Origin of the sequence: Maridesulfovibrio ferrireducens (assembly GCF_900101105.1) — a bacterium.
Taxonomy (GTDB): domain Bacteria; phylum Desulfobacterota; class Desulfovibrionia; order Desulfovibrionales; family Desulfovibrionaceae; genus Maridesulfovibrio; species Maridesulfovibrio ferrireducens.
Genome location: NZ_FNGA01000001.1, coordinates 429499 through 443694, shown reverse-complemented (window position 1 = coordinate 443694; position 14196 = coordinate 429499). Strand labels below are relative to the sequence as shown.

The 14196-nt window shown below is 44.3% G+C and carries 14 protein-coding genes; 6 read left to right on the top strand and 8 right to left on the bottom strand.

Annotation, left to right across the window (positions count from 1 at the left end):
• Positions 1-17 precede the first annotated feature (17 nt).
• Entirely contained in the window at positions 18-638 is a 621-nt protein-coding gene (locus BLT41_RS01920; RefSeq protein ID WP_092157723.1) for a TetR/AcrR family transcriptional regulator, read from the bottom strand.
• A 234-nt stretch (positions 639-872) separates the two neighbouring features.
• Between BLT41_RS01920 and buk the strand changes: the two genes are divergently transcribed.
• From buk to epsC, 5 genes are all read left to right on the top strand, one after another.
• Entirely contained in the window at positions 873-1985 is a 1113-nt protein-coding gene (buk, locus tag BLT41_RS01915; RefSeq protein WP_092157721.1) for a butyrate kinase, read from the top strand.
• Between the two features lie 233 nt (positions 1986-2218).
• A complete protein-coding gene (gene nifU / locus BLT41_RS01910; protein WP_092157719.1) occupies positions 2219-3055 on the top strand; it encodes a Fe-S cluster assembly protein NifU in 837 nt (278 codons plus the stop codon).
• 1 nt (position 3056) lies between these two features.
• A complete protein-coding gene (gene nifS / locus BLT41_RS01905; RefSeq protein ID WP_092157717.1) occupies positions 3057-4244 on the top strand; it encodes a cysteine desulfurase NifS in 1188 nt (395 codons plus the stop codon).
• A 164-nt stretch (positions 4245-4408) separates the two neighbouring features.
• A complete protein-coding gene (gene cysK, locus BLT41_RS01900; RefSeq protein ID WP_092157715.1) occupies positions 4409-5332 on the top strand; it encodes a cysteine synthase A in 924 nt (307 codons plus the stop codon).
• A gap of 10 nt (positions 5333-5342) precedes the next feature.
• Positions 5343-6239, top strand: a complete 897-nt coding sequence (gene epsC, locus BLT41_RS01895) for a serine O-acetyltransferase EpsC (RefSeq protein WP_092157713.1) — start codon at positions 5343-5345, stop codon at positions 6237-6239.
• Between the two features lie 106 nt (positions 6240-6345).
• On the opposite strand, the gene BLT41_RS01890 is transcribed toward epsC, so the two are convergent.
• The 7 genes from BLT41_RS01890 to BLT41_RS01860 all read right to left on the bottom strand — a co-directional run bounded on the left by BLT41_RS01890 (position 6346) and on the right by BLT41_RS01860 (position 13102).
• Positions 6346-6546: a MerR family transcriptional regulator gene (locus tag BLT41_RS01890; protein WP_092157711.1), complete on the bottom strand. Its 201-nt coding sequence runs from the start codon at positions 6544-6546 to the stop codon at positions 6346-6348.
• A 62-nt stretch (positions 6547-6608) separates the two neighbouring features.
• A complete protein-coding gene (locus BLT41_RS01885; RefSeq protein WP_170830288.1) occupies positions 6609-7943 on the bottom strand; it encodes a MerR family transcriptional regulator in 1335 nt (444 codons plus the stop codon).
• Between the two features lie 117 nt (positions 7944-8060).
• On the bottom strand, positions 8061-8468 hold the full coding sequence (locus tag BLT41_RS01880; protein WP_139167314.1) for a hypothetical protein: 408 nt from the start codon (positions 8466-8468) through the stop codon (positions 8061-8063).
• 71 nt (positions 8469-8539) lie between these two features.
• Entirely contained in the window at positions 8540-10186 is a 1647-nt protein-coding gene (locus BLT41_RS01875) for an AMP-binding protein (protein WP_092157705.1), read from the bottom strand.
• 18 nt (positions 10187-10204) lie between these two features.
• A complete protein-coding gene (locus BLT41_RS01870) occupies positions 10205-10762 on the bottom strand; it encodes a helix-turn-helix domain-containing protein (RefSeq protein ID WP_092157703.1) in 558 nt (185 codons plus the stop codon).
• A gap of 105 nt (positions 10763-10867) precedes the next feature.
• The gene (locus BLT41_RS01865; protein WP_092157701.1) at positions 10868-12514 is read right to left on the bottom strand and encodes an AMP-binding protein; all 1647 of its coding nucleotides are present in this window, start codon (positions 12512-12514) and stop codon (positions 10868-10870) included.
• A gap of 21 nt (positions 12515-12535) precedes the next feature.
• On the bottom strand, positions 12536-13102 hold the full coding sequence (locus BLT41_RS01860; RefSeq protein ID WP_092157698.1) for a helix-turn-helix domain-containing protein: 567 nt from the start codon (positions 13100-13102) through the stop codon (positions 12536-12538).
• 328 nt (positions 13103-13430) lie between these two features.
• Between BLT41_RS01860 and BLT41_RS01855 the strand changes: the two genes are divergently transcribed.
• Positions 13431-14183: a tetratricopeptide repeat protein gene (locus BLT41_RS01855; protein WP_092157696.1), complete on the top strand. Its 753-nt coding sequence runs from the start codon at positions 13431-13433 to the stop codon at positions 14181-14183.
• The last annotated feature ends 13 nt before the right edge of the window (positions 14184-14196 follow it).

Here is a 14196-nt window from a genome sequence, read left to right as displayed (position 1 = left end):
TTTACCAATTGAAATTTTTACGGGAAAAGTAACCCCTTGAGCATGCAATGCATCGCATGCTCAAGTCTTTCCCAGCCAATTTCGTCCTGAAGGCTTACGCCGCCGTATGTCTTGGTATTAAGCGAGCGAATGGCAAGATACGAAATTCCGCCGCCGAGCAGGGCGACGGCTGCCGCGAGATCAACTTCATCAGGTACGTCCGGCCCTAAATGCTCAAAGAACTCCAATGCAGTTCTAACCCTTACATCTTCAAGCTCTTCTGATAAGGCAGAGCGTTCAAGCATTTCCCAAGCCAGTATTCTTAGGGTTTCAGGTCTTTCTTCAAGTTCTTTGCGAAGTGAAAGAAAAAAGGCTCCCACCTGCTTTTCCGGGCATATGTCAGGGAATTCATCAGGGGTATTCGCTAAAAGTTCTTCTGTGCTGGGCCAATAAAAACTTGATTCGGCAAGGTCGCTTAAAATATTTTCAATCCCTTTATAGTAATGGAAAATAACTTTTCTCGAAATGCCTGATCTCAAAGCGATTTCATCGGCAGTGAGATTGTTGAATCCTGTTTGCGCCAGACATTTGTATGTTGCATGAAGAATTTTTTTGCGTGTAGCGGTGAGTGTATTGATAGGAACAAGTTTAAAGGGCATTTGAGTCCGCCTGCAGAGTTTAAATTATGACGTGAAAGAAATGGTCTTTTTTTGAAACGTATTATTTGTTTGACCTTAGTCAAGGATATTTCATTATAAGTTTATGTAAGTTAGCACGCAGCGCAGAAAAAGCCATCAGCGTTATTGCAGCCAAAAAAAATAAACTTTAAACTTTTTGTTTTTTCTCGCATAGTAACGATATCAAAATTTGAATTATTCTTACGGGGAAAAGTAATGGCGCAAAAAATTCTTGTTATAAATCCAGGCTCCACCTCTACAAAGGTTGCTATTTTTTGTGACAATGAAGTTTGTTTTGATGCTGAAGTGCGGCATCCTCGAGAGATTATAGATAAATATTCAACAGTAATGGACCAGAAAAGTTTCCGCACTGAGCAGGTTTTATCTCTTATTGATGAGTCCTTAAAAGAAGGACAGCCTGATATCGTCGTCGGTAGAGGCGGTTTGCTTAGAGCTATTCCTGGTGGACCTTACTTAATAAATGATGAAATGATTGCTGATCTTGAAAGTGCAAAATACGGTGCTCACCCCTGCAATCTCGGTGCAATGATTGCCCGCGATTTGGCAGCAAAATGGGGCGTGCCTGCTATGATAATGGACCCGGTTGTTACAGACGAGATGGACCCGGTAGCTAAAATTACGGGTTTTCCGGAAATTACCCGCAGAAGCGTTTTCCATGCCCTCAGTCAAAGAGGTGTGGCCCGGACTGTTGCCGCAAAACTCGGCATTGAATATGAAAAAGGGAAATTTATTGTGGCCCATTTAGGGGGCGGAGTTTCTATCGGAGCTCATAGAAACGGACGCGTTGTCGATGTGGTAAATGCTCTTGACGGAGAAGGCCCTTTCAGCCCCGAGAGATCTGGTAGTTTGCCTGTTTTGCCCGTGCTTGAACTTCTTGCTTCAGGAAAATTTTCTTATGATGAATTGCGTAAAAAGGTTACTTCCGGTTCGGGACTTCTCGGGTTGCTTGGAACCAATGATCTGCGTGAAGTTGAAGCCCGTATTGTTGCGGGAGATGAAGAAGCAAAGCTTGTTTTTGAAGCACTGGCTTATAATCTTTCAAAATACATAAGCTCATTTGTTCCGGTTTTGATGAAGGAAGACTCGGCTAAAAAACCTGTGACTGCGATAATTCTTACAGGTGGAGGAGCCAAAAGTCTTCGGCTTGTTAATGCTGTTGAAGATATGGTCGGTTCCATTGCGAATGTGCATGTTATAACCGGATTGGAAGAAATGGAAGTTATGGGTCGCGGAGGGCTGGCTGTTCTTCGCAATGAACTTGTTCCTGCTGAATATTTTGCTGCCGTTTCTTCGGAAAAAACAAAGTAAGGATATTATTCTTGCGTACCGAAAAGTTTGAGAGTAGTATAAATCATACCAAAATGGTGGGAAATAAGAATATGCCGTTTAACCCTGCTAATGTTGAAGCAAAGATTAAGATGCTTTTTTGTCTTCACAATAGCTGAGAAATGCGTATATTTTAAGTATAACAAAGCCGTCCGGCCTGTTCCGGAATGTGGCTTAAAAATATTCATCCCTGCAATCGGGACCCGGAGAATATCATGTGGGAATATACTGATAAGGTTCGAGAACATTTTTTGAATCCGAAGAATAGCGGTACCATTGATGATGCGGATGCTGTCGGTGAAGTAGGAAGTCTTTCCTGCGGAGACGCATTACGTCTTTTCCTTAAGATAGATGACGAAGGCCGTATTGAAGATGCGAAGTTTCAGACATTCGGCTGTGCCAGTGCCATTGCCTCAAGCTCGGTGCTGACTGAGATGATAAAGGGAATGACCGTCGAAGAAGCTGAGAAGGTCACCAATAAGGATATTGCTGAGGCCCTTGGCGGATTGCCTAAGGAAAAGATGCACTGTTCTGTTATGGGAGAGGAAGCTCTTGAGGATGCAATAAGAAGCTATAGAGGGCTGGACGCTGTTCCGGCACCGGAAGGTGAAATCATCTGTAAGTGTTTTGGAGTGACCGATGTGCAGATCAGGCACGCGGTTGTTGAAAATAAGCTTACCACCGTGGAAGAAGTTACCAACTTCACCAAGGCCGGCGGGGGCTGCGAAGACTGTCACGGCAGGATTAAGGAACTCATAGATGAAATCCGTTTTGGCGTAACAGAATTAAAGCCTGTTATTGAAAAGCCGGCTAAGCTCACGAACATCAAGCGTTTTCAGCTTGTTACTCAGACAATTGACGAAGAAATCCGTCCGGCCCTTCATAAGGATGGCGGAGATATAGAACTTATTGATATTGAAGGAACGGTAGTAATTGTTTCTTTACGTGGAGCCTGTGTAGGCTGCCCCTCCAGTGGTGTGACGCTTAAGGATTTTGTTGAGCGCAGACTGAAGGAAACCGTGGAAGACGCTATAATTGTCCGGGAGGCGTAAGATGCGACCAGTATATCTTGATAACAATGCCACAACAATGGTCGCTCCTGAAGTCAGGGAAGCAATTCTTCCTTTGCTCGAGGATGAATACGGAAATCCGTCCAGCATGCACGGTCTCGGCGGCAGGTCTGGAAAGTTGTTGTCTGAGGCGCGGGAAAAGATAGCTGCCGGGTTGGGTTGCAGTCCGTCGGAGATTATATTCACCTCTTGTGGAACAGAGGGTGATAATACTGCGATTCATTCTGCGATTGAGTCGCAGCCTGACAAGAAGCATATTATCACTACCCGTGTAGAGCATCCGGCTGTTTTGAATGTTGCCAAGCACCTTGAGCGCAAAGGGTATGATATAACTCTGCTCGGCGTTGATTCTGAAGGGCGTATGGACCTTGATCAGCTTCGCGATTCGATTAGACCAGATACTGCTCTTGTTTCTGTTATGTACGCGAATAATGAGTCCGGCGTTATTTCTCCCATTGAAGAAATGGTCGAGATCACAAAGGAACGCGGCGTTCTGTTTCATACCGATGCCGTTCAGGCAGTAGGCAAGATTCCTATTGATTTGAAGACGCTGCCGGTAGATTATCTGGTTTTGTCAGGCCATAAGATTCACGCTCCGAAGGGAGTAGGTGTTCTCTTTTTGCGTCGTAATACTCCGTTCAGACCCTTTATGCTGGGTGGACATCAGGAGCTTGGGCGTAGGGGCGGCACTGAGAATATTCCGGGTATTGTAGGACTCGGTGTGGCTATGGATCTTGCCGTTAATCATATTGAAGAAGAGAATACCAGAGTTCGGGCAATGCGCGACAGGCTTGAAAAGGGCCTTATGGCAACTATTCCTGATGCTATGGTGAACGGTTTTGAAGCCTCAAGACTGCCTAACACTTTGAGTATTGCGTTTAAGTATATTGAAGGCGAAGCAATGCTCCTCCTGCTCGACCAATTCGGTATCTGTGCCAGTTCCGGTTCAGCTTGTACCTCGGGAAGCCTCGAGCCTTCGCACGTTTTGCGCGCAATGGGCGTTCCGTTTACTTATGCTCACGGATCACTCAGATTCTCCTTGTCGGTGTACAATACTGATGAAGATATTGATCTGGTACTTAAGGAGCTTCCTCCGATTATCAGTCGGTTGCGTGAGTTTTCACCGTTCAGACGCGGTGATGAAGGGTTGGACTGGGTAGAAGATCATTAAAATGGATGTTCAAAAAAGTTTATTTGCGCGGACGGGAAACATTTTGAACAAGTTTCTCGTCCGTGTTTTTTGGAGCAGGAGTTGACTCGGCAAAATAAGTTGCTACCTATATATGTCAGACGGAACAGTCTGCTATATAAGCACTAAAATTAAACGAGGGACAAATGAACATACATGAATCAATGATTTCTCTAGTAGGCGATACTCCACTGGTTAAACTTAACAGTACGGCAGAAGGCTGCGCTGCCACAGTTGCTGCCAAGCTTGAGTTCTTTAATCCGTGTTCGTCCATTAAAGACCGGATCGGTGTTTCCATGATTGAAGAGGCCGAGAAACGCGGTGACCTTAAAAAGGGTTCTGTAGTTGTTGAGCCTACCAGCGGAAATACTGGGGTCGGTCTTGCTTTTGTCTGCGCCGTAAAAGGCTATAAGCTGATTTTGACTATGCCGGAAAGTATGAGCCAGGAACGCAAAGACCTGCTTAAAGGTTTCGGAGCGGAGCTTGTTTTAACCCCGGCTCCTCAGGGCATGACCGGAGCTATCAATAAAGCCCGCGAAATTGCCGAGGAAAATCCCGGTTCATTTTTGCCCATGCAGTTTGCTAATCCCGACAATCCCAAAGCACACCGTGCCGGAACCGCAGAAGAAATATGGCGGGATACCGATGGTAAGATAGATATTTTTGTGTGCGGAGTCGGTACTGGCGGAACGATTACTGGAGTCGGTTCAGTTCTTAAAAAATATAATCCTGCTATAAAGATCATAGCTGTTGAGCCTTCTAAATCTCCAGTTCTTTCTGGCGGTGCTCCTGCTCCTCACGGAATTCAGGGTATCGGGGCCGGGTTTGTGCCTGAAGTGCTCCAGACAGATGTTATTGACGAGATATTCAAAGTTGACGATGCTGATGCTCTGGGGATGGGACGCAGGCTTATGCAGGAAGAAGGCATTTTATGTGGCATTTCTGCCGGGGCAGCGGCTCATGCTGCTGTTGAAATCGCAAAACGTGAAGAAAACAAAGATAAGCTGGTCGTTTTCATCGTTCCCGATACTGGAGAACGTTATTTAAGTACCGCGCTTTTTCAGGATTAAGGTCAATAAAATGGTAACTAAGCTCGGTGCTCCAATGTTGTCGGATGTAGTGGATGCTCTTTGTGAGGAAGAATCTTATCAGGCTGTTTATCATATGCCTGAACATGATCGCCCGATGCCTTCGCTTGAAGCTTTGGGTGAACTCGTGGAACGCCTTCGGGCGGTGATTTTCCCCGGATATTTCGGAGATTCAGAGATCCGTCCTGAGACTATGCGCTATCACATCGGCGGTAGTCTTGATATTGCATACAGGTTGCTTGTGGAGCAGATTTCACGCGGCCATTGTTTCTTTTGCAGCACAGACGACCGTACCTGCATTGATTGCGAAGTAGAGGCCAAGCGTGTTGCCGGTGAATTTATGTCGAAGCTTCCGCAGATCCGTAAACTTCTGGCAACTGACGTGCAGGCTGCTTACGTTGGTGATCCTGCTTCCAAAAGTCCGGGCGAAACCATTTTCTGTTATCCAAGCATTACGACTCTGACTCATCACCGCATTGCGCACGAGCTTTATAAACTTAAGGTGGACTTGATTCCCCGTATTATCGGTGAAATGGCTCATTCTAAGACCGGTATTGATATCCATCCAGGCGCACAGATCGGGGAACATTTTTTCATTGATCATGGAACGGGTACTGTTATCGGGGAAACCTGTATTATCGGGCGTAATGTTCGTCTCTATCAGGGTGTGACCCTTGGAGCAAAAAGCTTTCCGCAGGATGATTCCGGTACACTCATTAAGGGCATTGCCCGTCATCCTATAGTCGAAGACGACGTGATTGTTTATTCAGGCGCAACTATTCTGGGCCGGGTCACTATCGGTCAAGGTTCCGTTATCGGCGGTAATGTTTGGATTACGAGATCTGTTGAAGCCGGTGAAAGATTGCTTCAAAATAAATGTTCTTTGTGATTGCAGCTAACTGACTTGAATTTATTGTTTCAAAGTATTGAAAGGCGGAAAGTTAAAACTTTCCGCCTTTCTTTTTTATAATCCGCGAGCATTATTCAAGATAACGTTATGATTTAGACCATTCTCGAATTTGTTTTATTTCATTTTCCGGAACATGTAAGTGTTCTAAAAACTGCTGATGAACAACGGGATGAAGTTTTTCAAATGCAATGTGCCAGCGGTGCATGTCCTCATCACCGAATCCGGCTTCCCGGAATATTCCGGTCCACTGTTCTTTAGTAAAATTTTCAGATTTATTGATACTCATGTCATTATCCTCTTGATTAAATATAAGATCAGGTTTGTTGGAATGATCAGCGTTTACGTTTGTTATTTTTTTCGAGCCAAATAAAAAGCGTATCCCTGCGAGTCTGGGTATTTGCGCATCATATCCATTTCTTTATTAAGATTTTCAGAAAGTATATTCACCTCTGAAATATCTTTATGTTCTTCGATAAATTCAGGAAGTTTTTTAGCTATTCCTGCATAATATTCGTCCCACCAGTCAGATGCAGGCTGAATGAAATGTGCTATTATTTCGTAACCATGTTTTTCAAAAAGTTCGATATTTTGCTCAATGGTTTTCATTTCAGGATAGCTTTCTGTCCAAAATTTAAAGGCTTCTTCCGGCTTGTTTTCGCTTGTCCAGACCAGTTCTGATACTGCCAGAAACCCTTCAGGTTTAAAAAAATCTTTCATTTTAGACAGTCCGTTTTCGAATCCCATGATAAAGAGCGACCCTTCGGACCAGATGATGTCAAAGCTTTCGGGAGCGAATCCGAGATCGTTCATATCTCCGATAGTGGTTGTTATTCTATCTTCACACCCAGCTTCACGCGCGTTGTTTTTGAGTGTTTCGAGCACAGCTTCGCGGTTGTCCACTGCTGTAATATGACTCGTAGTATTTTGACAAAGGTCAATAGTATGAGTGCCTGTTCCGCAGCCGATATCCAGAATGTTTATATCTTTTTTCAGCGGCCCGAGGAGCGAAAGGGCTTTTAAGGTTGATTCGGTGCTGCCCGGCCCAAGCTTTGGCATTTGGTCAAAGAATTTAAAAAATAAGTTCATATATCTCTCACTTGCGTCTTTAATTTTGAGAATTAGTTGCGGTCCAACTGACCATTTACGGATAAGCGCGATTTCATCCTCAGGAATTTGAAGATATTCCAGAAATTGCTGATGCTTATCCGGGTGTGATTTTTCAAAAGCCTTATGCCATTCGTGCATATCGTCTTCACTGAATCCAGAGCTTCGAAGTAATTCTGTCCAAAGCTCTTTACTTAGTTGTCCTGAGATATTCACGTTAGGAGTGTTTTTTAAAATGCCTGAAATGAACTGCCGTTGCTCGTGCAGGGAGCCGATCTCATCGTTTAATTCTTTAAGTCTGCTCTCAAGAATTGACGAAATTTCATTACCCGGAGCATCAAGAATCTTTTTGATGTCTTTTAACGGAATTCCGGCCTTTCGATAATGACAGATTTGAGAAAGCCGTTCCTCTTCTTCATTTGAATAAGTACGATACTCACCTTTCAAATGTGAAGAAGGGGAAAGCAGTCCGATTGAGTCATAGTAGAGAAGGGTGCTGCGGGACAGTCCGAATTTCTTGGCAAGTCTTCCTACTGTCCGGTTTTTCGAGTTCGTTTCAGTTATTTTTTTTGTTTTCATGCAGAGCCTCATTCGTGTTTATCAGCTGATGTTGAAAACCATGTTGCACTGTAAAGCTATAGACAGGTCAAGCGGGAAAATAAAAAAAAGCCTCGACCGAAGTCGAGGCTGATTAAATTACTTTATGTCGTTCATTATTTCAGGAGGCGTTTCTTCAAGGTCTTTTAATTCCGGGTGGCGTTTATAAAAATCTTTAAGAGGCTCTAAAGGGATTTTACATTTTGAACAAAGATCATCTTCTGGAATGTAGCCAGCTATAAAAACTTCACTGCATTTAGGGCATATCTTGTCATTGTATGTTTCTATTTTTTTGATTTTTTTAGGTTTTATATAAAAAAGACTATAATATAAAAAAGCTCCGCCTACAGCCGTAAGGCCTAAGCGGACAGGCATGCTGAAAGTGTAGCCCCACAAGTGTGGTAAAGGTAGATCACTTGAATAGGGTTTGCTCCAAGTTATCAATAAAATTGCAGCAAGCGTGGTGGGTAGCTTTTGTATGAAAACTAAAATTTTGTCTGTGTTCATATTCTTTAATACAACAAAAAACCCCTCCAAAGCAAATGCAATGGAGGGGTTTAAATTGTTATTGAACGTCGTTATTTATATTTTTCTTCGTCTTTAGCTCTGATTTCAGCCCGTTTAATTTTGCCGCTGATAGTTTTGGGCAGTTCATCCACGTATTCGATAACTCTGGGGTATTTGTAAGGAGCTGTGACCTTTTTTACATGGTTCTGTAGTTCCTTGGTGAGTTCCGCAGATCCGACAAAACCATCGGCGAGAACAATTGTTGCCTTAACAGCCTGACCACGTACTGGGTCGGGAACGCCAGTTACTGCGGATTCAATGACGGCAGCGTGGGTGAGGAGCGCACTTTCTACTTCAAAAGGTCCGATGCGGTAACCGGAACTTTTGATAAGGTCATCAGTCCTGCCGAGGAACCAGTAGTAACCGTCTTCATCCATCCAAGCCTTGTCGCCGGTCTGATAGTAACCGTTTACCATAACGCTTGCGGTTTTTTCAGGCTCGTCCAGATATCCGTTGAACAGTCCAACCGGTTTAGCAGGATCAATTCTTACGCAGATCTGGCCTTCTTCACCGGCAGCACATTTGTTACCTTCCACATCAATCAGAGCGATGTCCCAGCCGGGGCAGGGTTTACCTATAGACCCCGGTTTCGGAGTCATGTGGGGGAAAGTTGCAATCTGTAGTGTGGACTCAGTCTGACCGTATCCTTCGTAAAGAGGCTTACCTGTTGCTTCTTGCCACGCTTCAAAGACAGAAGCATTGAGAAGCTCTCCTGCGGTGGTGCAGTGAGTCAGGGCTGAAAGGTCATATTTAGTGAGATCTTCACGGATCATGAATCGGTATACTGTGGGCGGTGCGCAAAAAGATGTTACTTTGTGGTCGGCAATAATCTGCAACAGCTCCGCAGGGTTAAACTTACCCCGGAAATCCCATGTGAAGACAGTCGCGCCGGCCATCCACTGTCCGTAGAATTTGCCCCAGACAGCTTTTCCCCATCCTGTGTCGGCAAGGGTCAGATGAATGTTGCCGGGTTCTAGGTCGTGCCAGTATGCGCCTGTGGTATAATGTCCAAGCGGATAGGTGTGAGTGTGTTCCACCATTTTAGGCTGCCCGGTGGTTCCGGATGAAAAGAAAATCAGTAGAGCGTCGTCACCGCCTGCACAGTCTGCGGGACGTGGAAAGGAATCTGAGTTTTCAGCGCAGAGACCGTCTATGTCGAGCCAGCCTTTTGCAAGTTTGCCTTTTCCAGCCTGAATAAGAACCTTTAAGGACGGACAGCTTGCGTTTGCTTCTTCAACTCTGTCTGCAACAGAATCTTCCGCAATAATACTTTTGATTTTCGCAAAATTAACACGAAATTCAATGTCCTTAACTGTCAGCAGGTTGGGCGAAGGAACAGGAACTGCACCTACTTTGTGACAGGCAAGCATTGAAACCCACCAGTCTATGCGGCGATACAGAATAACCATGACTCTGTCGCCTTTGCCTATTCCTGCTTTTGCAAGACCGTTGGCGAGTCTTGAAGATGCTTTGGAGAAGAATTCGAAATCTTTTTCAGCGCGGACACCATCAGGGTCAATGTGAATCATTGCCAAACGTGTAGGGTCTTCCGCTGCGGTTTTATCAACAAAATCAAAAGCGAAGTTGAAATTATCGGGAACTTCTATTTTGTATTTCTCACAGAACTCCGGATAGGAGCTGAATTTTTCTTTCTGCATGTTATGCTCCTGATCGAGTTATAAAATTACGTCCAGCATGCGGGCAGGTTCGCCATCTAAGCCGCGCAAAGCATGAGGAGTATTTGAATCGAAATATAGAGAATCGCCGGCTTCAAGTTCAAGTACATTGTCGTCCAGTCTCAGTTCGAGCCGGCCTTCAAGTACATAGATGAATTCCTGTCCGCGGTGAGTGGTAAAATTCATATCAGCAGGGTCTTTAGCAGGAACGTTAATCATGAAAGGTTCCATGCGTCTGCCGACAAAGGTTGAAGCGAGGTTTTTGTAGTCGTAGTCTTTACGCCTGTCGACGCTGAAACCTTTACCCTTGCGAACCAGAGCATAGTTTTTGAGATGGGCTTCATTGCCGGAAATCAGGACAGTCAGTCCTACTCCGCATACGTGTGCTACATCCATGAGATAGCTTACAGGGATTTCAATTTCACCTGACTCATATTTTTCAGCCAGAGCTGCTTCTACACCGACTTTTTCAGCCAGTTCCGCCACAGTCATGTCCACGGCATCTCTAATGCCTCTGAGTCGCGGAGCAATTTCTTTGTATGCCTGATCATTACTCATACAGTCTCCCTGATATGGGTGAATCCGATTAAAAGAACCGGGGGTTTTGCCGGATTTAAGCAAAATTCCCCGTAATATTTATATAAAAATATTCCTTTGCAGCCGTTAAGCGTCGGGGAACATCTCTTCGGCAAGCTCTCTGAGCTTGTATTTTTGTATTTTTCCGCTTGCTGTCATGGGGTAAGCTTCAATGAATGTAATGAATTTAGGAATTTTATATCTTGAAATCTTGCCCCTGCAATAATCTACAACATCTTCAGGAGTCATATCGACTCCGTCTTTAAGAATGATGAATGCTCCGACCTGTTCCCCGAATTTTTTGCTTGGAACTCCGGCAACCTGAATATCGAGTATTCCATCCATTGTGTAGAGGAATTCTTCGATTTCACGGGGGTAGATGTTTTCACCGCCGCGGATGATCATATCTTTGAGTCGTCCGGTAACAGCAAGATAACCCTGCTCGTCCATAACTCCGAGGTCGCCTGAATGCAGCCAGCCGTCAACATCAATGTTTGCAGCAGTGGCTTCGGGGTTTTTATAGTACCCTTTCATCACATTATAGCCGCGGCAGCAGATTTCACCTGTATCACCGACAGCGCATTGATTACCTGTTTCGGGGTTGAATAGAGCTACTTCTATTTCCGGCATTGCGCGGCCTACTGACGCTGTTCTGCGATCAATGTCATCGTCCATGCGGGTCTGTGTCATAACCGGAGAGGCTTCGGTTAATCCATAACAGATGGTGATGTCGTTCATGTTCATTTTGTCCATGACTTTTTTCATCACTTCAACAGGGCAGGGAGAACCGGCCATAATTCCGGTACGCAGAGATGAATAATCAAATTTATTGAAAAGCTTGTGATCAAGGATGGCAATAAACATGGTAGGCACGCCGTAAAGGGCGGTGCATTTTTCCTGATCAACAGAAGCCATGACTAACAGTGGATCAAACCCTTCGAGAATGACGAGAGTCGTGCCGTGATTGATCGCGGCAAGAACTCCGAGCACACAGCCGAAACAGTGGAACAGGGGAACCGGCAGACAAAGCCTGTCGTTCGAAGTAAATCCTTGATTTTCTCCGATCCAGTATCCGTTGTTGCCTATATTGTAGTGCGTAAGCTGTACGCCTTTGGGGAAGCCTGTGGTCCCGGAGGTGTATTGCATGTTGATAACATCATGCGGGTCGAGAGTCGCTTGTCTTTCTTCGTATTCTTCGTCTGAAGTCACAACAGCGAGGTTGATAACTTCGGGCATTGAGTACATACCGCGATGTTTTTCCTGTCCGAGAAAGAATACCCTTTTGAGGTCGGGGAATTTTTCGCTCTGAAGGTAACCTCTTTCATTCGTGCGCAGTTCAGGAATAAGGTCATAAGTCGTATGGATGTAGTCTATGTCTCTGAATCCATCGATTATGACGAGGTTTTCGCATTCGGACTGCTTGAGCAGGTATTCCAGCTCAGTCGTGCGATAAAAAGTATTAACTGTAAGCAGAATGGCGCCGATTTTGGCTGTGGCAAACTGCAATGCCACCCAGTAAGGAACGTTGGTTGCCCAGATAGCAACTTTTTCACCTTTTTTGATACCGAGAGCCATGAGCCCCATAGCGAGCTCGTCTACCAGTTCGCCGAATTCGCTGTAAGTGAGTCTGAAGTCGCGATCAACGTAAACAACTGCTTCATTATCCGGCCATTTTTCAACCGCTTCATCAAGCAATGCCCCGAGAGTTATTTCCCTGAGGTGTGATTTTTCCATGAGATTCTCCACCTTATTATCTTATTCAGGGAAATACAGAACTGCGTAGATTTCACATTTTTTGTCGCCGTAAGCAGCAACGCTGTGAGGAACTACAGAATTGAAATATGTGCTGTCGCCTGCTTCTATGACGCTTGTTTTCTTGCCGTAGACAATTTCAAGCTGACCGGAAACAACAATGATAAACTCTTCTCCTTCGTGAGAAGTGAGCCGGTGTTCTTCGTTGCTTGGTTCAATTTGGATAAAAAAAGGTTCCATGTGACGGTCACTTTTTCCTTTACCAAGGGAAAAGTATTTCATGGAAGCGGCTTCTTTTTTCTCTGAATGCATGGTCAGTTCTTCCTGGCGCTCATCTAAACGGACGATTAGGGGGTCTTTGCTGACATGGTCATCAAGAAAAGTACCGAGCCTTACACCGAGAGCTCTTGCAATTTTAAGCAGTGGTCCGAGTGAGGGGTATTTGTCTTTTTCTTCGACGGCTTCGAGAAAATCAACTCCAAGCCCTGTGCGTTTCGAGAATTCTTCGAGGCTGATGCTCTGTTTTTCTCTGAAAGTTTTAATACGATGTCCTATTTTAGCTTTTGTCATACTGCCCTCTGCTGGTCTATGTCCGCTTTTTACGGAATTGTGCATAAATAATGGTAAATCGTTAAGCAATGAGTACTTACATTAACAATATAATTTTGTCATTAGTCCATAGCGTAGCGGGAAATTATTATAATGATATGATCACTTCGGCGCAGGGTAAAACTTAGCGAAGTAAAAATGAAGAGATAAATTGCAAATTTATAAGATATTTTTATAACTGGTTGGAGTAAAGCTTCTTTCACACTGTTTGGTTACATTTGTTAGTGGCTTTCCTTAAAGAAATTATCTATGTTTATCGCTACATTTTGAAAAAATAAAGGAAACATCAATGGCTGCTGTAGATGAGAATAAGGGAAGAAAAAAAATCCAAGGTGTCTTTTCCAGTCAGAACGTACAAAAGATTGGAACCGGGACAACTGTGCGTCGTACAATCAGTAAGATGTATTGGATGGCGACAGAAATGGATGATGGAAATGTAGAAGTTCAGGCTCTTAATACCAGTTATATTCCTTCCGGTCCTAAAACAACGGCGACTATGGAAGAATTTCTTTCAAAGTATTCTCCTGAGCCGGAGTTTTATGTTTCTACAGTTTATCCTAAAATGAAAGAGCTTAGCGGAACTGTTCAGCGTGGTGAAAAAGCTAGACAGGCCGGAGCAACGTACAGTGCCGAGTTTGAATTTCAAAATGCATTAGGTGTGGATGAAGACAATGTCCGCGCAAATTTCGGCTTGGGACTTACCTACATGGAGCGCGGAGAATCCAGCAAAGCTAATGATATCTTTGAAAGGCTCGTTGGTCTTGATGCCGCATTTGAAACCGAGCATAAGCATCTTTTTAACGAGTTCGGTATTAATCTGAGGAAGACCGGAATGCAGGATCAGGCCATAGATTATTATAATCGGGCACTGGAAATGACCTCAAATGACGAGAACCTGCATTACAATATGGCTCGAGCTTATTTTGAAAAAGGTCTTTTTGACAAAAGTGTTGAACATCTGGAGAAAGCTCTCAGTCTTAATCCTGATCATCCTGAAGCTCAAAAATTTCTGGATTATATCAAGAGTACACAGAATAATTAGTAGCTCTTTTGCT